This is a genomic window from uncultured Microbacterium sp., from assembly GCF_947489255.1.
Taxonomy (GTDB): domain Bacteria; phylum Actinomycetota; class Actinomycetes; order Actinomycetales; family Microbacteriaceae; genus Microbacterium; species Microbacterium phycohabitans.
In genome coordinates this window covers 521959-542115 of sequence record NZ_CANLCY010000004.1, presented here as the reverse complement: position 1 = coordinate 542115, position 20157 = coordinate 521959, and the positions used below count along the sequence as shown (strand labels likewise).

The window sequence follows — 20157 nt, the reverse complement described above, 5'->3', positions numbered from 1 at the left end:
TGACAGGGCGAGCGGCTGGGCATCACAGCCGGAGGGTCAGAACAGTCCCGGGATCACCTCCTGCTCCATCTCGGCGTACGTCTCTTCGTTGCTTTCGGCGTAGGTGTTCCACGCCTCGGCGTCCCAGATCTCCGCGTGGGCGCCGACACCCGTGATCACGAGCTCGCGACCGAGGCCGGCATAGGTGCGCAGCGCTGGGGGGACGGTGATGCGGTTCTGGCTGTCGGGCTTCTCTGCGCTGGCCCCCGAGAGGAACATGCGCAGGAAGTCACGGGCCTGCTTGTTGCTGAGCGGAGCCTCGCGGATCCGCTCGTGCACGCGCTCGAACTCCTCGGTGCTGAACACGTAGAGGCAGCGGTCCTGCCCCCGGGTGATCACCACTCCGGCGCCGAGATCGTCGCGGAACTTCGCGGGCAGGATGACGCGCCCTTTGTCGTCGAGCTTGGGAGTGTGCGTGCCGAGCAGCATTCGGGCGTCCACCCCCTTCGTCCGGCCTGCGAAGTTTCCCCCACTTTACTCCACCACCCTCCACTTCGCCATCGAAAAGAGGGGTCTTCTGGGCGAGCGCTCCCCCGTGTACGCTGTTCCGCTCATCCATCGAGTCCGGAAGCGACCGCGTCTTTCCGCGGCGAATGCCGTCGACGCGTCCTCCGGTGGAGGGAAAGGGAGGGATTCCGCGCTCCCCCGGCCCGCACGGCCGAGAGACGGCATCCCCACGATCAGGACGCGAGATCCTGCAACAGGGCCGTCGGCGGGATGCCGCTGCGCCATGTCATCGCGCGCCGGGACGCCCGAGCGGCGGGTACGCGGCGTCTCGCGGCGTGGCGTCGAGAAGCGAGGCCGGGACGCCCGAGCAGCGGGTACGCGGAGTCTCGCGGCGTGGCGTCGAGAAGCGACGCCGGGACGGCCGAGCAGCGGGTACGCGGAGTCTCGCAGCGTGGCGTCGAGAAGCGGGGCCGACGCGGGCGCACGAAAAAAAGCACCGGCTCCGAGGAGCCGGTGCTTTCAGAAGAGACGGAGGAGGCTTACGGGCCTTCGCGACGTCGGTCCCAACGGTCGTTCATGCGGTCCATGAACGACGAGCCCGCGGCGCGAGGCGCACGAGCCTTGGGAGACTGCTTCGAGAGGGGAGCGGAGCCTCGCGTGGGGGTGACGGCGAACACCACGCCGCCCACCATGAGGAGGAAGCCCAGGACGCCGACCGCGATGCCGAGGAACCCCGTGTTGAAGCCGATCGAGACACCCACCACGAGGGCGCCGAGACCGGCGAGGACGAGGATCGACCCGAGGACGATGTTGCGGTAGCTGAGGGCGCGACTGGGAGCGGAAACGACATCGGTGTCGTTGCTCATGAGATGGCGCTCCATCTCATCAAGCAGGCGCTGCTCCTGTTCGGAGAGTGGCATGCATCCCCCTCTATGGTGTGGTGCGGACGATTCTACGTGCGGCGTGGATCACTAGGCTAGGCCCGTGACGACCTCCCCGGAACCGATCGAAGCTGTTTCCCAGCGACTCGACAAGTTCCTCTCCGAACAGCTATCGTACGCCTCGGCCCTGGGGCCTGAGGCCGAGACCCTCACCCGCTCCGGAGCGTCCGCATTGCGCGGCGGCAAGCGTCTGCGCGCACGGTTCTGCCTCACCGGATGGCACTCCGTCGCGGGCGGCCCACGACGCTTCGACGACGCCGCCCTCGCCGTGGCGACGGCGCTCGAGATCTTCCACGCCGCAGCCCTCGTACACGACGATCTCGTCGACAACTCCGACACCCGCCGAGGGCAGCCGGCCGCCCATCGCGCCCTGCAGAACGGCCACCGCGCGGCCGGCTGGACCGGCGACTCCGATGCTTTCGGTCGCTCGGGTGCCATCCTCCTGGGCGACCTGCTCGTCGCCTGGAGCGACGACCTGCTCGAGGAGGGGCTCGCCGACGCCCCGACGGCGGCGGCGACCCGACGGGCCTACGCGCAGATGCGCCGCGACGTCACGATCGGCCAGTTCCTCGACGTGGCCGAGGAGTCCGCGTACACCGTCTACCCCGACGACACGCACGCCGACCGGGCGCTGCGGGTGGCCTCGTACAAGTCGGCGCGGTACAGCATCCAGCAGCCCCTCCAGATCGGCGCGGCCCTCGCGGGTGCCGATGACGCGCAGCTGGCCGCGCTGGGCCGCTTCGGACACGACGTGGGCATGGCGTTCCAGTTGCGCGACGACGTGCTGGGCGTGTTCGGCGACACCGCCGAGACCGGCAAGCCCGTGGGCGACGACCTCCGCGAGGGCAAGCGCACGGTGCTGGTCGCCTACGCCCGCGAGCGCCTCGCGCCCGAGGACCGGCGAGACGTCGACGCGCTGCTCGGCGATCCGGCGTTGGATGCCGAGCAAGTCGGCATCCTGCAGCGCACCATCGTCGACACCGGCGCACTCGCGCGCACCGAGGAGCTCATCGCCGATTACGCCCGCCGCGCGGACGACGCCCTCGCCGACGCCCCGCTCGGCGCCGAGGCGGTCGCGGAACTGCGCGCGCTCGCGACGGCGGCCACTCAGCGCACCGCCTGAGCGCCCGCTCGGCCAGCGCTCGCGTCGATGCGGCGGCGTCCCCGTGGGCGACCGCGCGGCGATGACGCCACGTCGAGCGACCGCCCGAAGGAGCGCTCAGACGCTCAGACGCTCAGACGCTCAGGCCCTCAGTCGCTCAGGCCCTCAGTCGCTCGGCTCTCAGGCGCTCAGGCGCTCAGGCGCTCAGGCGCTCAGGCGCTCAGGCGCTCAGGCGAGGGTCGCGGCGACCCGTCGCACCTCGCTCTTGCGACCGGCCAGGAGCGCCTCGATGGGCGCCATGCCGATGGTCTCCTCGGGGGTGAGGAGCCAGTCGATGGTCTCGTCGGGGTCGAAGCCCGCGTCGTGCAACACGATGATCGTGCCGCGCAGCGCCGGCAACGGACGCCCGTCCGCGAGGAACACCGCGGGGATCTTGAACACGCCGTCGCGGCGCGAGCCCACGAGATAGTTCTCGTCGATCAGCCGGCGCACGCGCCCCAGGGACTCGTCGAGGAGTTCCACCAGGTCGGGGATCGTCAGCCAGTCGGTGGGGTAACGGGAGGTGTCGGTCACAGAGCCATGATCTCATCCCTCGTGGCCCGGTTCCCGCGGCGGCGTGACGACGAGCCGCTTTCACATCCGTCACAGGAGCCTCATGCGTTGACATCCGTCACGACGCGTGTCACGGTGGCGGGCAGTCGGAAGAACGGAATCCCCCCACCATGAGACGACTCCCGCTGTCCCCCCTGCCCTCTCGGCGCGCGAGCTCCTGGCCCGCCGCCGCGGTGTGGCCGGCCGCCGTGGCCGGAACCATCGCCCTCACCCTGACGGGGGAGAACGCGGCGCACGCCGCTCCCCCGGCGCCGGCGCTCGCCGTCATCCCTCCCGCACCGCGCGCCGTCGGACCGATCGCTCCGCTCGCCGCGACGATCGCTGCGGCGACGTACACCGTCCAGCCCGGCGACACCGTGTGGGCGATCGCCCGAGCGCACGGTCTCGACCCCGCGGCGGTGAGCGCGGCGAACGGCCTCGGCGCCGACGCGATGATCCGCCCCGGCCAGGTCCTCGCCCTCACGGTCGCCGCAGCCGCCCCGGTCGCCCCCGTCCCGCCCCAGGCCCCGGCGCTGACGGCGCACGAGGTGCGCCCCGGCGACACCGTCTCGGCCATCGCCCGCGCCGGCGGCGTGTCGGTCGACGCCGTGCTCGCGGCGAACGGCCTCACCCGGGCGTCGATCATCTACCCGGGCGACGTCCTGCAGATCCCCTCCCCCGCGGCCTCCCCGGCCCCCGCTCCGACCCCGGCCTCCGTCGGCCCCGCGACCGCTCCGGGACTGGATGCCGAGCAGAGCGAGAACGCGCGCCTCATCATCCGCATCGGACGCGAGCTCGGCGTCTCCGACCGCGGCATCCTGATCGCCCTCGGAACCGCGATGCAGGAATCGTGGCTGCGCAACCTCGACTGGGGCGACCGCGATTCCCTCGGACTCTTCCAGCAGCGACCCAGCGCCGGATGGGGCAGCGCCGAGCAGATCCTCGACCGCGAGCGCTCGACACGGGTGTTCTACGGCGGGTCGAGCGATCCCAACGGCGCGGCGACCCGGGGGCTGCTCGACATCCCGGGCTGGGAGTCGCTGCCCTACGCCGACGCCGCCCAGGCGGTGCAGATCTCGGCCTACCCCGACCGCTACGCGCAGTGGGAGCAGCCCGCGACCGTCTGGCTCGCCGTTCTGGGATGAGGTCGGGGTGAGCCGCTCCCCGGGCTCACAGGGGGCCGTCCGTAGACTCGACCTGTGAGCACGAGTCAGCAGGCAGACCCGCTGATCGGCCGTCTCGTCGACGGCCGGTACCGGGTGCGCGCGCGCATCGCGCGGGGCGGCATGGCGACCGTGTACGTCGCGACCGATCTGCGGCTGGAGCGCCGGGTCGCCCTGAAGGTCATGCACGGCCACCTCAGCGACGACACCGTGTTCCAGAGCCGGTTCATCCAGGAGGCCCGCTCGGCCGCGCGCCTGGCCGATCCCCACGTGGTCAACGTCTTCGACCAGGGCCAGGACGGCGAGATGGCCTACCTCGTCATGGAGTACCTGCCCGGCATCACGCTGCGCGAGCTCCTGCGCGAGCACCGCCGGCTCACCGTGGACCAGACGCTGACGATCATGGACGCCATCCTCTCGGGGCTCGCGGCGGCTCACCGCGCGGGCATCGTGCACCGCGACGTGAAGCCCGAGAACGTGCTGCTCGCAGAAGACGGACGCATCAAGATCGGCGACTTCGGCCTCGCCCGCGCGACCACCGCCAACACCGCCAGCGGGGCCCAGCTGATGGGCACCATCGCCTACCTGGCCCCCGAGCTCGTCACGCGCGGCACCGCCGACGCCCGCAGCGACATCTACTCGCTCGGCATCATGCTGTACGAGATGCTCGCCGGAGAGCAGCCCTATAAGGGCGAGCAGCCGATGCAGATCGCCTATCAGCACGCGACCGACTCGGTGCCGCGCCCGAGCGTGAAGAACCCCGCGGTGCCCGAGCAGCTCGACGAACTGGTCCTGTGGGCGACCGAGCGCGAGCCCGACGACCGTCCGCTCGATGCGGGCACGATGCTCGAGCGCCTGCGCGCCATCGAGAAGGATCTCGGCCTGGCCCCCCAGGTAGCCCGGGCCGTCTCGGTCGGCACGGCGGGTGCCGCCTCCCCGGCCGAATCGCGGGAGCTCACGAAGGTCCTGCCGCAGACGGCCGCGGTCCCCTCGGCCACGGTCGACGAGCCCGACAACGCCGCTCGTCTGCGCTCCCGTACGCGGCGCCGCACCGCCCGCGGCGCGTGGATCCTCGTGCTCGTCCTCCTCCTCGCCGGCGGTGCCGGGCTCACGGGCTGGTACTTCGGCTCCGGTCCCGGCTCGCTCGTCGGCGTCCCCGACGTCTCGGGCCGCAGCTACGACGAGGCGCAGGCACTCCTCGCCCAGGAGCAGCTGCAGGCGCAGCGACAGGACGTGAACGATCGCGAGATCCCGGCCGGAACGACGGTGGGATCCGATCCCGCCCCGGGCGAGCGACTCGATAAGGACACGGTGGTGACCGTGCTGGTCTCGATCGGACCCGCCACCCACCAGATCCCCGCGCTCAGCGGACGCAGCGCCGACGACGTTCGCGCGGTCTTCGAGTCCGCCTTCGTCGGCGTCGGCGACGACCCCGCGCGTGAATTCACCGACGCGGCGGACGGCACCGTGCTCAGCGCGTCGATCGTCCCCCGCTCCGGCGGCGACGCCTTCGCCTGCACGGACGGTTGCACGGTCTACGAGGGGGATGCCGCGACGCTGGTCGTGTCGCTCGGACCCATCCCCGACGTCACGGGCGAGACGCGGTCCGCCGCTGAACGCTCCCTCGACGGCGTGGGTCTTTCGACGTCGGTGTCGGAGGAGTACAGCAACAGCGTGGCATCCGGTGTCGTGATCGGCATCGGCGACCGCGACGGCGGCGGCAACTGGCGCCCCGGCGACACCGTTCCGCTGCGCGTGTCGATCGGCCCCAAGCCCGTCGAGATCCCGGGGAACATCGTCGGGATGTCGATCCGCGACGCCGTCGCCGCCCTCGACGCCCTCGGGTTCGAGGTCAACGCCGGCATCGACGACGGCACCCTGCCCCTCGGCTTCAAGTACTGGGACATCTATAAGGTGCGGGCGACGAACCCCAAGGCCGGGACCACCGCGCCGCAGGGCTCGACCATCACGCTCACCCCGACCCTGTAGGCATCCGGCATCCGGCATCCGGAAACGACGATGCCCCCGTCCGCAGCGGGACGGGGGCATCGGTCGTATCGGATGCGGATCAGCGCTTCTCGAGCTCCTCGGCCACGAGGAACGCCAGCTCAAGGCTCTGCCGGTGGTTCAGTCGCGGGTCGCACAGGCTCTCGTAGCGCGTCGCGAGGGTGGCCTCGTCGATCTGCTCGGAGCCGCCCAGGCACTCGGTGACGTCGTCGCCGGTGAGTTCGACGTGGATGCCGCCGGGGTGCGTGCCGACCGAGCGGTGCGCCTCGAAGAATCCGCGCACCTCGTCGACGACGTCGTCGAAACGACGCGTCTTGTAGCCGGTGGGCGTGGTGATGCCGTTGCCGTGCATCGGGTCGGTGACCCACAGCGGCGTGGCGCCGGAGTCGCGCACGGCCTCGAGCAGCGGGGGCAGGGCGTCGCGGATCTTGCCCGCACCCATACGCGTGATGAACGTCAGACGCCCGGGCTCGCGCTCGGGGTCGAGCTTGTCGATCAGCGCGAGCGCCGTCTCGGCCGTGGTGGTGGGGCCGAGCTTGACGCCGATGGGATTGCGGATCTTCGAGAAGTAGTCGACGTGCGCGCCGTCGAGCTCGCGCGTGCGCTCGCCGATCCACTGGAAGTGCGACGAGGTGTTGTAGGGCAGGCCCGTGCGCGAGTCGATGCGGGTCATCGGGCGCTCGTAGTCCATGAGCAGGCCCTCATGACCGGTGTAGAACTCCACGCGCGTCAGCTCGTCGAAGTCGGCGCCGGCCGCCTCCATGAACTTGATCGCGCGGTCGATCTCGGTCGCCATGCTCTCGTACGCCTGGTTGGCGGGCGTGCTCGCGAAACCCTTGTTCCAGCTGTGCACCTCGCGCAGGTCGGCGAAACCGCCCTGCGTGAACGCGCGGATGAGGTTCAGGGTCGACGCGGCCGTGTGGTAGCCCTTGAGCAGGCGCGCGGGGTCGGCCTTGCGGGACTCCTCGGTGAAGTCGTAGCCGTTGACGATGTCGCCGCGGTAGGCGGGCAGGGTCACGTCGCCGCGCGTCTCGGTGTCGCTCGAGCGGGGCTTGGCGAACTGCCCGGCCATGCGGCCCATCTTCACGACGGGCATCGACGCGCCGTACGTGAGCACGACCGCCATCTGCAGGACCGTCTTGATGCGGTTGCGGATCTGTTCGGCGGTCGCACCGGCGAACGTCTCGGCGCAGTCACCGCCCTGGAGGAGGAACGCCTGACCGGCGGCGGCACGAGCGAGACGATCGCGCAGGATGTCGACCTCACCGGCGAACACCAGCGGCGGGAGGGTCGCGAGCTCTGCGGATGCCGCGGCCACCGCGCCCTCGTCATACCACTGGGGCTGCTGCTTGATGGGCAGGGATCGCCAGTGGTCGAGGTCGTGGAGCTGCTGATTCACCCCTGAAGTCTAGTGGCGCGACGACGGCGCCTTCGCCGCCTGCGCGGTGGCGAGACGGTCCTTCACGGTCGAGGCGTAGACGTCTTCGTAGCGCTGCTCGCCGAGGCGCTGGAGGGCCACCATGATCTCGTCGGTGACCGAGCGCAGGACGTAGCGGTCGCCCTCCATGCCCTCGAAGCGGGAGAAGTCCAGGGGCTCCCCGATCACGATGCCCACGCGACCCACGCGAGGCAGACGCTGACCGATCGGCATCACCGCACCGGTGTCGACCATCACGACGGGGACCACCGGCACCCGGGCCTCGAGCGCCATGCGCGCGATGCCCGTGCGTCCGCGGTAGAGCGTGCCGTCGGGGCTGCGGGTGCCCTCCGGATAGATGCCGAGCAGCTCGCCGCGCCCGAGGACGCCGAGGCCCGTGTTCAACGACGCCTCCGACGCCTTGCCCCCCGAGCGGTCGATGGGCAGCTGGCCGGTCGCCTGGAAGAACATCCGGGTGGCCCAGCCCTTCAGGCCCTTGCCGGTGAAGTAGTCGCTCTTGGCGAGGAACGCCATGCGACGGTCGATCATGAGCGGCAGGAAGATCGAGTCGGAGAACGACAGGTGGTTGCTGGCGAGGATCGCCGCCCCCTCCGCGGGGATGTTGCGCCGGCCCACCATCCACGGCCGGAACACGGCCTTGATGACCGGTCCGATGACCACGTACTTCATGAGCCAGTAGAACATCGTCAGCGCTCCTTCCCGGCGAGGTCGGCGACCCCGATGAGACCGGCGTCGTTGCCCAGGCGCGCGATCGCGAATTCGGCGACCGGACGTTCACCGTACCCCGGCAGCGACGTCTCGTACGCGAGCTTCACCGGTTCGAGCAGGTCGGCGCCCAGCTGCGCCACTCCCCCGCCGATCACGAACATCTCGGGGTCGAGCACGGCCTGGAAGCCGCCGCACGCCTCGCCCAGGGCGGTCGCGACCCGACGCAGGGCCTCGACGGCGCCCGGATCGCCGGCCAGCACGAGACGCGAGACCGCGGGACCGGGGATGGCGCCCCTCTCGGCGCGGACGGCCGCCAGAGCGGCGCCGATCCCGCCTTCGTCGGCGATGGTGTTGGCTTCGCGCTGCAGCGCGCGCCCGGAGGCGTACTGCTCCAGGCACCCGTTCTGTCCGCAGCCGCACGGGTGGCCGCCCCGGACGAAGCGCATGTGCCCGAGCTCGGCACCGATGCCGTGGCCGCCGCGGAACAGCTCGCCGTCGGTGACGACGGCGCCGCCGACGCCCGTCCCCATCGTCAGCATGACCATGTCGCGGACGCCCCGACCCGCACCGAAGCGGTACTCGCCCCAGCCCGCGGCGTTCGCGTCGTTCTCGATCGTGACCGGGGCGTCGAGGCGCTGCTCGAGGCGTGCGCGCAGAGGTTCGTCGCGCCAGTCGATGTTGGGGGCGTAGATGACGGTGCTGCGGTCGCGGCTGATGAAGCCCGCCGCGGCGACGCCGATGGCGTGCACCTCGTGCGCGCGGCGCAGGTGGTCGGCCATGTCGACCACGGCATCCACGAGGGCCGAGGGGTCGATGGGGGTGTCGACGCGGAGCTTCTCGATGATGGTGCCGTCGTCGTCGACGACGCCGCCCGCGATCTTCGTTCCCCCGATATCGATGCCGACGTTGCGCACCGCACTCCCTTCCGGGCCCACCGAGAGGGTGGCCCGGAGCAGTCTAGCCATGCCGGGCGGCGCGCGAGCCTCGCCCCGCTCCCGGGGCGGCGCGCGAGCCCCGCCGTGCTCCCGGGCCGCCGCGAGCCGTGCCGATAGACTGATGGACCGCTCGACGTTCTTTCCGGTGCCGAAGGAGTTACCGTGATCCAGTTCGACCTTCCCCCAGTCGTTCCCGCCGATCCCGACGCCAACGCGTCCGATCTGCTCGCCGACCGCGTCCGCGCGACGCCCGACCGGCCCCTGTTCGCCGTCCCCGAGGCCGGAGGCTGGCGCGACGTGACGGCGGTCGAGTTCGAGCGGCAGGTCATCAGCCTGGCGAAGGGCTTCATCGCCGCCGGCATCCAACCGGGCGAGAAGGTCGGCTTCATCGCCCGCACCACCTACGACTGGACGCTGGTGGACTTCGCGCTCTTCTACGCCGGCGCCGTCATGGTGCCGGTGTACGAGACCAGCTCCCCCACGCAGATCTCGTGGATCCTGTCGGATTCCGGTGCCATCGCCGTCGTGGTGGAGTCCGCCGAGCACTCCGAGCGGCTCGACGAGGTGCGCAGCGACCTGCCCCTCGTCCGCGAGGTCTGGGCGATGCACACCGGCGCCCTCGACGCGCTCGTCGCGGGCGGCACGCACATCACCGACGAAGAGGTCGAGCGCCGCCGTCACCTCGCGAAGGCCTCCGACATCGCGACCCTCATCTACACCTCCGGGTCGACCGGGCGCCCCAAGGGCTGCGTCCTGGTGCACAGCAACTTCGTCGAGCTCGCGCGCAACTCGGCCAAGGCCCTGCACGAGGTGGTCGAGACCCCCGGAGCCTCGACGCTGCTGTTCATCACCACGGCGCACGTGTTCGCGCGGTTCATCTCGCTGCTCAACGTGCACGCGGGCGTCAAGACGGGCCACCAGCCCGACACCAAGCAGCTGCTGCCCGCCCTCGGGACCTTCCAGCCGACCTTCCTGCTCGCCGTGCCCCGCGTGTTCGAGAAGGTGTACAACTCCGCGGAGCAGAAGGCCGAGGCGGGCGGCAAGGGCAAGATCTTCCGCGCCGCCGCCGACGTCGCGATCGAGCACTCGCAGCGCCTGCAGGAGGGGAAGAAGATCTCCCTCCCGCTCAAGCTGAAGTTCGCCCTGTTCGACAAGCTCGTCTACTCCAAGCTCCGGGATGCCATGGGTGGACGCGTCGTCTACGCGGTGTCGGGATCGGCCCCGCTCGGACCGCGCCTGGGCCACTTCTTCCGCAGCCTCGGCGTCGTGATCCTCGAGGGCTACGGCCTGACCGAGACCACCGCGCCCGCGACGGTGAACCTGGCCACGAAGTCGAAGATCGGCACCGTCGGACCCGTCCTCCCCGGTGTGGGGGTCCGCCTCGCTAATGACGGGGAGATCCAGGTGCGCGGCATCAACGTCTTCCGCGAGTACTGGCAGAACCCCGAGGCCACGGCCGAGGCCTTCGACGGCGAGTGGTTCAAGACCGGCGACATCGGCGCCTTCGACAGCGACGGCTTCCTCGCGATCACGGGCCGCAAGAAGGAGATCATCGTCACGGCCGGTGGGAAGAACGTCGCCCCCGCCGCGCTCGAGGACCCCATCCGGGCGAATCCGATCGTCGGCCAGGTCGTCGTCGTGGGCGACCACAAGCCGTTCATCGCGGCCCTCGTCACGCTCGACCCCGAGATGCTGCCGACGTGGCTGGCCAACAACGGCCTCCCCGCCGACATGTCGCTGGAGGACGCGAGCACGAACGACAAGGTGCGCGCCGAGGTGCAGGGCGCGATCGACCGGGCCAACACGCGCGTCTCGCGCGCGGAGTCGATCCGCAAGTTCACGATCCTCCCGACCGAGTGGACCGAGGCCAGCGGCCACCTGACCCCGAAGATGAGCATCAAGCGCAACGTCATCGTCGCCGATTTCGCCGACGCGATCGAGGACATCTACGCCGTGCCCGTGAACACGACGAACGTCTCGCTCCCCTGACGACGTGGATGCCGAACGGCCCGGGTCCCCACGGGGGCCGGGCCGTTCCGTCTCTCCGCGTGCATTCCGGGCGAACGCGCGACGTCAGCGGCGCGGTCCCTCAGCCGTCCGCGCCGCCTCGCCATCCGCCCGAGTGCCTCCGCGCGCAGGCGCAGCGACGCGCAGGCCCTCCGGCATCCGCACTCCGCCCGCACCACCGCGAGTCGCCGCGGGCAACCGCGTCGAGCGGCGCGGCCCCTCGGGTCAGAACCAGTCGCTCTCGCGCACCTGTCGCATCGCCTCGCGGCGGGTGTCGGCGGGCAGGCGCGAGAGGTAGAGCATTCCGTCGAGGTGATCGGTCTCGTGCTGCAGAGCCTGCGCGAGCAGTCCCTCGCCCTCGAGCACGATCTCCCGGCCGTCGAGGTCGATGCCGACGACCTTCGCCCACGGATACCGGATGGCGTCGTGCCACAGGCCGGGCACCGAGAGGCAGCCCTCCCCCACCGCCTGGGGTTCGCCGCGCGTCTCGACGAGGACGGGGTTGATCACGTACCCGATGTCGCCGTCGATGTTGTAGCTGAACGCCCGCAGCCCGACCCCGATCTGCGGAGCGGCGACACCCGCGCGTCCGGGCAGTTCGACCGTGTCGAGCAGGTCTTGGATGAGCGCGCGGACACCGTCGTCGATCTCCTCGATGGGCGCGCTCGGCGCGCGCAGCACCGGATCGCCGAACAGGCGGATGGGACGGACGCTCATGCGGTGGCCACCGGGGCGCGAAGACCCTCCACGACGGCGGCGGCGAGCTCGCGCGCGGCCTGCCGCGTGCCGGGCTGCAGGTCACGGAACGTGATCGCGCTGCCCGCGGCGATCCGCGCGTCGTACGGCATGCGGATGACGGTGCGCACCCGCGACCGGAAGTGCGACTCCAGTTCGCTCTCGCGCACCAGCGGCGCGCCGGGGCGGGAGTTGTTCAGCACCACGACGGCGTCGCGCACGCGCGCTGCGTAGCCGTTGGTCTCGAGCCACGTGAGCGTCTCGGACGCCAGTCGCGCCTCGTCGACGGAGAGCCCCGCGACGATCACGAGCGTGTCGGCGAGCTCGAGGGTGGCACCCATGACGGAGTGCACGATCCCGGTCCCCGTGTCGGTGAGCACGATGGAGTAGTAGTGCGCGGCGACGTCGGCGACCTGACGGTAGTCGTCGTCGCTGAAGGCCTCCGACTGGCGCGGATCCGAATCGGATGCCAGCACGTCGAGGCGCGTGGCATCCCGGGCGACGATCGACGAGACGTCGTTGTAGCCGGCGACGTCGTCGTGGGCGCGCACGAGGTCGCGCACGGTGCGGCCGTTGGGGCGGCCGACGCGGTCGGCGAGGGTGCCGCGGTCGGGGTTCGCGTCGACGGCGATGATGCGGTCGTCGCGCGCGTCGGCGAGGGCCATTCCCAGCAGCGAGGTGACGGTGGTCTTACCGACCCCGCCCTTTCGCGAGAGCACGGGCACGAAACGCGCCCCGCCCGCGAGGGGAGCCGAGATGCGGCGGTCGAGGTCTTTGCGCTGGCGTGCACGACGCCCGTCGCCGAGGTTGATGCGGTGACGCGACGCCGAGTACACCAGCTGCTGCCACAGGCCCTCGGGCTCCGGACGACTGATCTGCTTCGGGTCGAGCAGGCGGTCGGCCGTGAGCAGGTCGGCGCTCTCGCGGGAGTCGTCGATCTGTCCGATGCGCTTCGAGGTCAGCGCGACCTCGGGCGCGGGCGTGCGCACGCGTTCCATGGCGTGGGCGCGATCCACCCGCGCGGCCTCCTCGGCGCTGCGGGCGGCGTCGTCGGCCTGGTGGGCTCGACGGCGGGTGAGCGGAACCGTCCCGATCACACCGGTCGCGGCGCGCTCGGCGCGCGTGGTCGGAACGCTCCCGGTCGAGGTGGCGGCTGCCGCCGCGGTGGCGGCCGCGGCTGCCGCGGTGGTCGACGCCGGGACGGTGGTCGCGCCGGTCCGCGGCCGAACGTCGTCGGCCGGAGCGGATGCCGACTCCTCGGCGACGCGGGCCGTGAGCAGCATCGCGTCATCGGTGGCGTGCGCGTCGCCCTCGCTCGCGGAGGCGGAGGCCGCCTGCCGGTCGTCGTGGACGGCATCGCTGTGGAGGGCGTCGACGTCAGGGGCCTCGTCGTCGATCGCGGCCTCGACGATCTCGTCGTCGGCCTCGTCGGACGAAGCGGTCTCCGCGCTGTCGGCGGGGACCCACGGAGCGTACGTGAGCGGTTCGACGGACACGTCGATCGTCTCTTCGTCGAGGGGCTCGGCGGCATCAGCCTCGAAGAGCTCGACGTCGTCGACGATCTCGACGTCGTGGAGGTCGTCGGAGACGGCTTCGGCTTCGGCTTCGGCTTCGGCCGGAGCCGGCTCGACGGTGTCGGAGGCGGCGTGCGCGGAATCGTCCGGCGCTGCGGCGTCCGGGGCGAGCGTCCAGTCGGCGGGCTCGTCACGCGCGGGTTCGTCCTGCGTGGGCTCGTCATTCGCGGGCTCGTCGTTCGCGGGCTTGTCGGCGGGGTGCGAGTCCGGCTGCGCGAGGGGCGCGTCATCGTCGGAAGCGGCGGCATCCTCCCGAGAGGCGTCGTCGATCACCACGTCGGCCTGCGCCGCGTCATCTGGGGTCGCGTCATCTTGCGTCGCGTCATCGCGCGCCGCGTCGTCGCCCCACTGCTCGTCGTGCCCGGCTTCCTCCGCCGATTGTTCCGCCGCGAGCGGCTCGCGCTCGGGGTGGGCGGGCTCGTCGTGCGACGGCGCGTCATCGGCGGCTCGAGACGACGTCTGGTCGGGATCGGCCGCGTCGTCGCCGGAGTGGTCGGTCACCGAGAACCCTCCGTCGACGTCCTCGTCCGCCGAGGCGCGATCGTGCTCGCCGCGGGGGTTCTCGCCGTGTTCGGCGCTCTCCGCACCGCCGTCATCGGGCACGTCCGCGTCGGGCACGTCCGCGTCGGACGCGTCGGCGGAGGCGTTCGCGTCGTCGTCCGCCGCGTCGCGGTGAGGCACGGGCTCCTCGACGGGTTCCGCGTCCCGATGCTCGCCGTCGTGGTGCACGGGCACGGCATCCTGCTCGTCACCCTCGAGGTCGTCGGCGACCGGCCCAGCGGACGCGTCGTGCGACTCGTCGCCCACGACCTCGGCGTCGTGCACGTCGTCGTCGACCGACGCGGCGCCGTGGCGCGGATCGTCGTCGTGCGGGTCGTCGTGGCGCGGGTCGTCCCGGTGCGGGTCGTCCCGGTGCGGTTCGTCGTCGTGCGGTTCGAGGATGATCTCGTCGGTCGACAGCTCATCGACCTCGTCTTCGGGGCGGTCCTCGGGGTCGGAAGCGGACTCGTCGCGCTCCTGGGGGGCGTCCAGCGCGGCGAGGTCGGCATCGTCGAAGGGGATCTCGTCTTCGATCACGTCATCGTCGAGGTCGTCGTCGTCGGTGGCCACCGGCAGGTCGACACTGACCTGTGCGATGTGTCCACCGAGGATGGTGATGCTGGCCGTGTCGAGGTTCCCGTTCTCGTCGAGCACGCCGTGCTCGGCGTTCTCGTCGGGGTTCGCGTCGGTGCGGTCGGGGGTCACTGCAGTCTCCAAACGGGAAGAGGGCGCGAAAGCGCCCCCTCCCAGGCTACTGCGCGGGGCGGATCACCAGCAAAAGATCCCCCGCCTCGACCTGCTGCGTCGTACCGATCGCGACACGCTCGACGACGCCGTCGACCGGTGCCGTGATCGCCGCCTCCATCTTCATCGCCTCGATCGATGCGACCGCCTGCCCCGCCTGCACCCGGTCGCCCGGAGCGGCCTTCATGGTCACCACGCCCGAGAAGGGGGCGGCGACCTGGCCGGGCTTGGACGTGTCGGCCTTCTCGGCCTGGCGCGCTTCGACGTCGATCGAGCGGTCGCGAACGAAGACCGGACGCAGCTGGCCGTTCAACGTCGTCATGACGGTGCGCATGCCCTTGTCGTCGGCATCGCCGACCGCCTCGAGCCCGACGAACAGCTGCACGCCCCGCTCGATCTCGACGGTGTGCTCTCCGCCCGGGCGCAGGCCGTACAGGTAGTCGGCGGTATCGAGGACGCTCAGGTCGCCGAAGCGCTCGCGCATCTCGAGGTAGGTGCGCGTCGGAGCCGGGAACAGCAGGTGGTTCAGCCGTGCCCGCCGCTCCGCGGACTCCCCCGACAACGCCGCGGTGTCGGCCTCGGTGAGCGGGGTCACGCCCGTCTTCGCCTCCCGACCCGCCAGCACCTTCGACCGGAACGGCTCGGGCCACCCGCCCGGCAGGTCGCCGAGTTCGCCGGCCATGAACGACACGACCGAATCGGGCACGTCGTACTTCTCCGGGTTGCGCTCGAAGTCGGCCGGGTCGGCTTTGACCGCGGCGAGGTGCAGGGCCAGATCGCCCACGACCTTCGACGACGGTGTGACCTTGGGCACGCGTCCCAGGATGCGATCCGCCGCGGCGTACATGTTCTCGATGAGCTCGAAGTCGTCGGCGAGTCCCAGCGCGATCGCCTGCTGTCGCAGGTTCGACAGCTGCCCGCCCGGGATCTCGTGACGGTAGACGCGTCCGGTGGGGCCCGCCAGGCCCGACTCGAACGGACGGTACAGGTGACGCACGGCCTCCCAGTACGGCTCGAGGTCGCTCACGGCCGCGAGATCCACCCCCGTGTCGCGCTCGGTGTGCGCGAGGGCGGCGACCAGAGCCGACAACGAGGGCTGGCTGGTCGTTCCCGCCATCGGTGCGGCGGCGGCGTCGACGGCATCCGCTCCGGCCGCCGATGCGGCGAGCAGCGTCGCGAGCTGACCGCCCGCGGTGTCGTGCGTGTGCACGTGAACCGGGAGGTCGAAACGCTCACGGAGGGCCGAGACGAGCTTCGCCGCCGCCGCGGGGCGCAGCAGCCCCGCCATGTCCTTGATCGCGAGGATGTGGGCGCCCGCGTCGACGATCTGCTCGGCGAGGCCGAGGTAGTACTCGAGCGTGTAGAGGTTCTCCGCGGGGTCGAGGAGGTCGCCGGTGTAGCAGAGCGCGACCTCCGCGACCGCGGTGCCCGTCCTCAGGACGGCGTCGATCGCGGGCCGCATCTGCGAGACGTCGTTGAGCGCATCGAAGATGCGGAAGATGTCGACCCCGGATGCCGCGGCCTCGGCCACGAAGGCATCGGTGACCTCCGTCGGGTAGGGCGTGTACCCGACCGTGTTGCGCCCGCGCAGCAGCATCTGGATGGCGACGTTCGGCAGCGCCTGCCGCAGCGCGTCGAGACGCGCCCACGGGTCCTCACCGAGGAAGCGCAGCGCGACGTCGTAGGTCGCGCCTCCCCAGGCCTCCACCGACAGCAGCTCCGGCGTCATCCGGGCGACGTAGGGCGCGACCCGCGCGAGGTCGCGCGTGCGGACGCGGGTGGCGAGCAGCGACTGGTGCGCGTCGCGGAAGGTGGTCTCGGTCACGGCGAGGGCGGTTTGCTCGCGCAGCGCTCGCGCGAAGCCGACCGGACCCAGCTCCTGCAGACGCTGGCGCGAGCCCGCGGGCGCGGCATCCGCCAGGTCGATGCGCGGGAGCTTGGCGCCCGGGTCGATCGAGAGGGGGTTGTCGCCGTTCGGGCGGTTCACGGTGGTGTCGACGAGCCACGACAGGATCTTCGTGCCGCGATCCTTCGACTCGCGTCCCTTGAGCAGTTCGGGACGCTCGTCGATGAACGAGGTACTGAGGTCGCCCGCGACGAACGCCGGGTCGTCGAGCACGGCCTGCAGGAAGGGGATATTGGTGGAGACGCCGCGGATGCGGAACTCCGCGAGGGCCCGACGGGCACGCGCGACGGCCGCCGGGAAGTCACGGCCGCGGCACGACAGCTTCGACAGCATCGAGTCGAAGTGCGGGCTCACCTGGGATCCGGCCGCCGTCGTTCCGCCGTCGAGACGGATGCCGGCCCCGCCCGGGGAGCGGTAGGTGGTGATCTTGCCGGTGTCGGGGCGGAAGCCCTGCGTGGGGTCTTCGGTGGTGATGCGGCACTGCAGCGCCGCCCCGCGCAGGTGGATGTCGTCCTGCTGCAGGTGGAGGTCGGCCAGAGTCTGCCCCGCCGCGATGCGCATCTGCGACTGCACGAGGTCGACGTCCGTGACCTCCTCGGTCACGGTGTGCTCGACCTGGATCCGGGGGTTCATCTCGATGAAGACGACCTCGCCGGCTCGGGGACCCGCGGTCTCGAGCAGGAACTCGACGGTGCCCGCGTTCTGGTACCCGATCGACCGGGCGAACGCGACGGCGTAGCGGTGGAGGTCCTGCCGCACGGCGTCGTCGAGGTTCGGCGCGGGCGCGATCTCGATGACCTTCTGGTGCCGGCGCTGCACCGAGCAGTCGCGCTCGAAGAGGTGGACGGTCTCGCCCGCGGCATCCGCGAGGATCTGCACCTCGACGTGGCGCGGACGCTGCACGGCCTGCTCGAGGAACATCCGCGGGTCGCCGAAGGCGCTCTGCGCCTCGCGCATCGCCTCGGCCAGAGCCGGCGCCAGCTCGCCCATGGCCTCCACGCGGCGCATGCCGCGTCCGCCTCCTCCGGCGACGGCCTTGGCGAACAGGGGGAAGCCGATCTGCTCGGCCTGCGCGAGCAGGGCGTCGATGTCGTCCGACGCCGGCGTCGAACGCAGCACCGGAACGCCGGCGGCGATGGCGTGCTCCTTGGCGGTGACCTTGTTGCCCGCCATCGACAGCACCTCGGCGGGAGGGCCGATGAAGGTGATCCCGTTCGCCGCGGCCTTCTCGGCGAGCTCGGGGTTCTCGGAGAGGAAGCCGTAGCCGGGATAGATGGCGTCGGCTCCGCACTCGCGCGCGACGCGGATGATCTCGTCGACGTCGAGGTAGGCGCGCACCGGGTGACCGCGCTCGCCGATCTGGTAGGCCTCGTCGGCCTTCAGACGGTGCAGCGACGCCCGATCCTCGTACGGGTAGACCGCGACGGTGCGCGCTCCGACCTCGTAAGCGGCACGGAAAGCGCGGATGGCGATCTCTCCGCGATTGGCGACCAGGATTTTCGAGAACATGCGCACCTCACGTCAAGCTGGCGGAGCTGAATGTGCTCACAGCCTAGGGGACGGTAACGTGGACTCTCGTGCACGTACTCTCCGTCAGCTCTCTCAAAGGCGGGGTCGGCAAGACGACCGTGACGTTGGGGCTGGCTTCGGCCGCCTTCGCGCGTGGCGTTCGCACTCTCGTCGTCGACCTCGACCCCCAGTCCGACGTGTCGACCGGGATGGACATCCAGGTCGCCGGTCGGCTCAACATCGCCGATGTCCTGGCGAACCCCAAAGAGAAGGTCGTGCGCCAGGCGATCACCTCGAGCGGGTGGGCCAAGGTGCACCCCGGCACCATCGACGTGCTGATCGGCAGCCCGTCGGCCATCAACTTCGACGGTCCGCACCCGAGCGTGCGCGACGTCTGGAAGCTCGAAGAGGCCCTCGCCACGATCGAGAGCGAGTACGACCTCGTGCTGATCGACTGCGCTCCCTCGCTCAACGCCCTCACGCGCACCGCGTGGGCGGCGAGCGACCGCGTCGTGGTGGTCACCGAGCCCGGGCTCTTCTCCGTCGCCGCCGCCGATCGTGCGCTGCGCGCGATCGAGGAGATCCGCCGTGGTCTCTCGCCCCGTCTTCAGCCCCTCGGCGTCGTGGTCAACCGCGTGCGCCCGCAGTCGATCGAGCACCAGTTCCGCATCAAGGAGCTGCGCGACATGTTCGGTCCGCTCGTGCTCAACCCCCAGCTGCCCGAGCGCACCTCGCTGCAGCAGGCACAGGGCGCGGCGAAGCCCCTGCACGTGTGGCCGGGCGACTCCGCGCAGGAGCTGGCCGCCGACTTCGACGCGCTGCTCGACCGCATCGTGCGCACCGGCCGGATTCCGGTCGACAATGAGGCCCCGCAGGCCTGACTCCTTCTCGAGACGCCGTCCCGCTGCCGCGCAGCCGGGGCGGCGTTTCGCTTCGGGTTCGCGGAGGACCCTGAGCCCGTCGAAGGGTCCGGGCGTCGCCGCCACCGGTGGCTTCGACAGGCTCAGCCACCTCACAACTCAGGACCCTGAGCTCGCCGAAGGGTCCGGACCCGCGCCACCACCGGTGGCTTCGACAAGCTCAGCCACCTCCCGGCTCAGGACACAGAGCCCGGCGGGGTGGTCGAAACCAGAATCCCGGATGCCGTGGCATCCGGGATCGCGAAAGGAAAGCGCGTCAGGCGGTGCGGGCGGCGCGACGGGCGGCGAGCTCGTCGACGGCCTCGGTCGTCGCGGCCTCGAAGTCGACGAGCGTCGACTCGACCTCGCGGAGAACCTTGCCGACCGCGATGCCGAACACGCCCTGACCGCGGCTCACGAGGTCGATGACCTCGTCGTTCGAGGTGCAGAGGTACACCGAGGCTCCGTCGCTCATGAGCGTCGTGCCCGCGAGATCACGGATGCCGGCGGCGCGCAGCTGGTCGACCGCGGTGCGGATCTGCTGCAGCGAGATACCGGTGTCGAGCAGACGCTTGACGAGCTTGAGCACGAGGATGTCGCGGAAACCGTAGAGACGCTGCGAACCCGACCCGCTCGCTCCGCGGACCGTCGGAACGACGAGCTCGGTGCGGGCCCAGTAGTCGAGCTGCCGGTAGGTGATGCCGGCGGCGCGGGCGGCCACGGCACCGCGGTAGCCGGTGTCGTCGTCCATCTCGGGCAGACCATCGGTGAAGAGGAGGTCGGTGGCGAACCGGGGTTCACCGAGTGCGTCGCCAGCGTTCATGCTCGCGTCCCTCCTCATCGGCTCGTTGGTTCCACGCTAGATCAGCGAG

The 20157-nt window shown here is 71.1% G+C and carries 15 protein-coding genes; 5 read left to right on the top strand and 10 right to left on the bottom strand.

The window, feature by feature from the left end; genetic code table 11:
• Positions 1-36: 36 nt before the first annotated feature.
• A complete protein-coding gene (gene mraZ, locus Q0818_RS12930) occupies positions 37-468 on the bottom strand; it encodes a division/cell wall cluster transcriptional repressor MraZ (protein ID WP_298875785.1) in 432 nt (143 codons plus the stop codon).
• Between the two features lie 557 nt (positions 469-1025).
• On the bottom strand, positions 1026-1406 hold the full coding sequence (locus Q0818_RS12925) for a DUF3040 domain-containing protein (RefSeq protein ID WP_298875476.1): 381 nt from the start codon (positions 1404-1406) through the stop codon (positions 1026-1028).
• 64 nt (positions 1407-1470) lie between these two features.
• On the opposite strand from Q0818_RS12925, the gene Q0818_RS12920 reads away from it, so the two are divergent.
• Positions 1471-2550: a polyprenyl synthetase family protein gene (locus Q0818_RS12920; protein WP_298875474.1), complete on the top strand. Its 1080-nt coding sequence runs from the start codon at positions 1471-1473 to the stop codon at positions 2548-2550.
• 207 nt (positions 2551-2757) lie between these two features.
• Here the strand turns inward: Q0818_RS12920 and Q0818_RS12915 are convergent, their stop codons facing one another.
• Positions 2758-3102: an Rv2175c family DNA-binding protein gene (locus tag Q0818_RS12915; RefSeq protein ID WP_298875471.1), complete on the bottom strand. Its 345-nt coding sequence runs from the start codon at positions 3100-3102 to the stop codon at positions 2758-2760.
• A gap of 149 nt (positions 3103-3251) precedes the next feature.
• Between Q0818_RS12915 and Q0818_RS12910 the strand changes: the two genes are divergently transcribed.
• Together Q0818_RS12910 and pknB are read left to right on the top strand one after the other, a co-directional pair.
• Positions 3252-4265: a LysM domain-containing protein gene (locus Q0818_RS12910; protein ID WP_298875468.1), complete on the top strand. Its 1014-nt coding sequence runs from the start codon at positions 3252-3254 to the stop codon at positions 4263-4265.
• Between the two features lie 54 nt (positions 4266-4319).
• Positions 4320-6272: a Stk1 family PASTA domain-containing Ser/Thr kinase gene (gene pknB, locus Q0818_RS12905; RefSeq protein WP_298875465.1), complete on the top strand. Its 1953-nt coding sequence runs from the start codon at positions 4320-4322 to the stop codon at positions 6270-6272.
• 79 nt (positions 6273-6351) lie between these two features.
• Here pknB and Q0818_RS12900 read toward each other — a convergent pair whose 3' ends face one another.
• Genes Q0818_RS12900 through Q0818_RS12890 form a run of 3 tightly spaced genes read right to left on the bottom strand, consistent with a single transcriptional unit; the run spans position 6352 to position 9350 of the window.
• Entirely contained in the window at positions 6352-7689 is a 1338-nt protein-coding gene (locus tag Q0818_RS12900; protein WP_298875462.1) for a class II 3-deoxy-7-phosphoheptulonate synthase, read from the bottom strand.
• A gap of 9 nt (positions 7690-7698) precedes the next feature.
• Positions 7699-8412, bottom strand: coding sequence for a 1-acyl-sn-glycerol-3-phosphate acyltransferase (locus tag Q0818_RS12895; protein WP_136587753.1), 714 nt, complete (start codon positions 8410-8412; stop codon positions 7699-7701).
• 2 nt (positions 8413-8414) lie between these two features.
• Complete coding sequence (locus Q0818_RS12890; RefSeq protein WP_298875782.1) at positions 8415-9350, bottom strand: ROK family glucokinase; 936 nt, start codon at positions 9348-9350, stop codon at positions 8415-8417.
• Between the two features lie 183 nt (positions 9351-9533).
• Between Q0818_RS12890 and Q0818_RS12885 the strand changes: the two genes are divergently transcribed.
• Positions 9534-11360, top strand: a complete 1827-nt coding sequence (locus Q0818_RS12885) for a long-chain fatty acid--CoA ligase (protein ID WP_298875458.1) — start codon at positions 9534-9536, stop codon at positions 11358-11360.
• A gap of 243 nt (positions 11361-11603) precedes the next feature.
• Here Q0818_RS12885 and def read toward each other — a convergent pair whose 3' ends face one another.
• The 3 genes from def to Q0818_RS12870 are packed head-to-tail and all read right to left on the bottom strand — an operon-like array spanning position 11604 to position 18386.
• A complete protein-coding gene (def, locus tag Q0818_RS12880; protein ID WP_298875457.1) occupies positions 11604-12095 on the bottom strand; it encodes a peptide deformylase in 492 nt (163 codons plus the stop codon).
• A complete protein-coding gene (locus Q0818_RS12875; RefSeq protein ID WP_298875456.1) occupies positions 12092-14932 on the bottom strand; it encodes a hypothetical protein in 2841 nt (946 codons plus the stop codon). Before Q0818_RS12875 ends, def begins: the two co-directional genes overlap by 4 nt.
• 46 nt (positions 14933-14978) lie before the next feature.
• Complete coding sequence (locus Q0818_RS12870) at positions 14979-18386, bottom strand: pyruvate carboxylase (protein WP_298875455.1); 3408 nt, start codon at positions 18384-18386, stop codon at positions 14979-14981.
• Between the two features lie 68 nt (positions 18387-18454).
• Here Q0818_RS12870 and Q0818_RS12865 point away from each other — a divergent pair, with 68 nt between their 5' ends.
• Positions 18455-19267 (top strand): ParA family protein, encoded by an 813-nt coding sequence (locus tag Q0818_RS12865; protein WP_298875452.1) that lies wholly within the window; start codon positions 18455-18457, stop codon positions 19265-19267.
• Between the two features lie 295 nt (positions 19268-19562).
• On the opposite strand, the gene Q0818_RS12860 is transcribed toward Q0818_RS12865, so the two are convergent.
• Positions 19563-20108 (bottom strand): MerR family transcriptional regulator, encoded by a 546-nt coding sequence (locus tag Q0818_RS12860; protein WP_298875449.1) that lies wholly within the window; start codon positions 20106-20108, stop codon positions 19563-19565.
• Positions 20109-20157: the final 49 nt, after the last annotated feature.

Excerpts from the sequence above, each read along its gene's own strand:
- mraZ (WP_298875785.1), bottom strand. The coding sequence starts at position 468 with ATGCTGCTCGGCACGCACACTCCCAAGCTCGACGACAAAGGGCGCGTC.
- def (WP_298875457.1), bottom strand. The coding sequence starts at position 12,095 with ATGAGCGTCCGTCCCATCCGCCTGTTCGGCGATCCGGTGCTGCGCGCG.
- Q0818_RS12925 (WP_298875476.1), bottom strand. The coding sequence starts at position 1,406 with ATGCCACTCTCCGAACAGGAGCAGCGCCTGCTTGATGAGATGGAGCGC.
- Q0818_RS12895 (WP_136587753.1), bottom strand. The coding sequence starts at position 8,412 with ATGTTCTACTGGCTCATGAAGTACGTGGTCATCGGACCGGTCATCAAG.
- Q0818_RS12870 (WP_298875455.1), bottom strand. The coding sequence starts at position 18,386 with ATGTTCTCGAAAATCCTGGTCGCCAATCGCGGAGAGATCGCCATCCGC.
- Q0818_RS12860 (WP_298875449.1), bottom strand. The coding sequence starts at position 20,108 with ATGAACGCTGGCGACGCACTCGGTGAACCCCGGTTCGCCACCGACCTC.
- Q0818_RS12910 (WP_298875468.1), top strand. The coding sequence starts at position 3,252 with ATGAGACGACTCCCGCTGTCCCCCCTGCCCTCTCGGCGCGCGAGCTCC.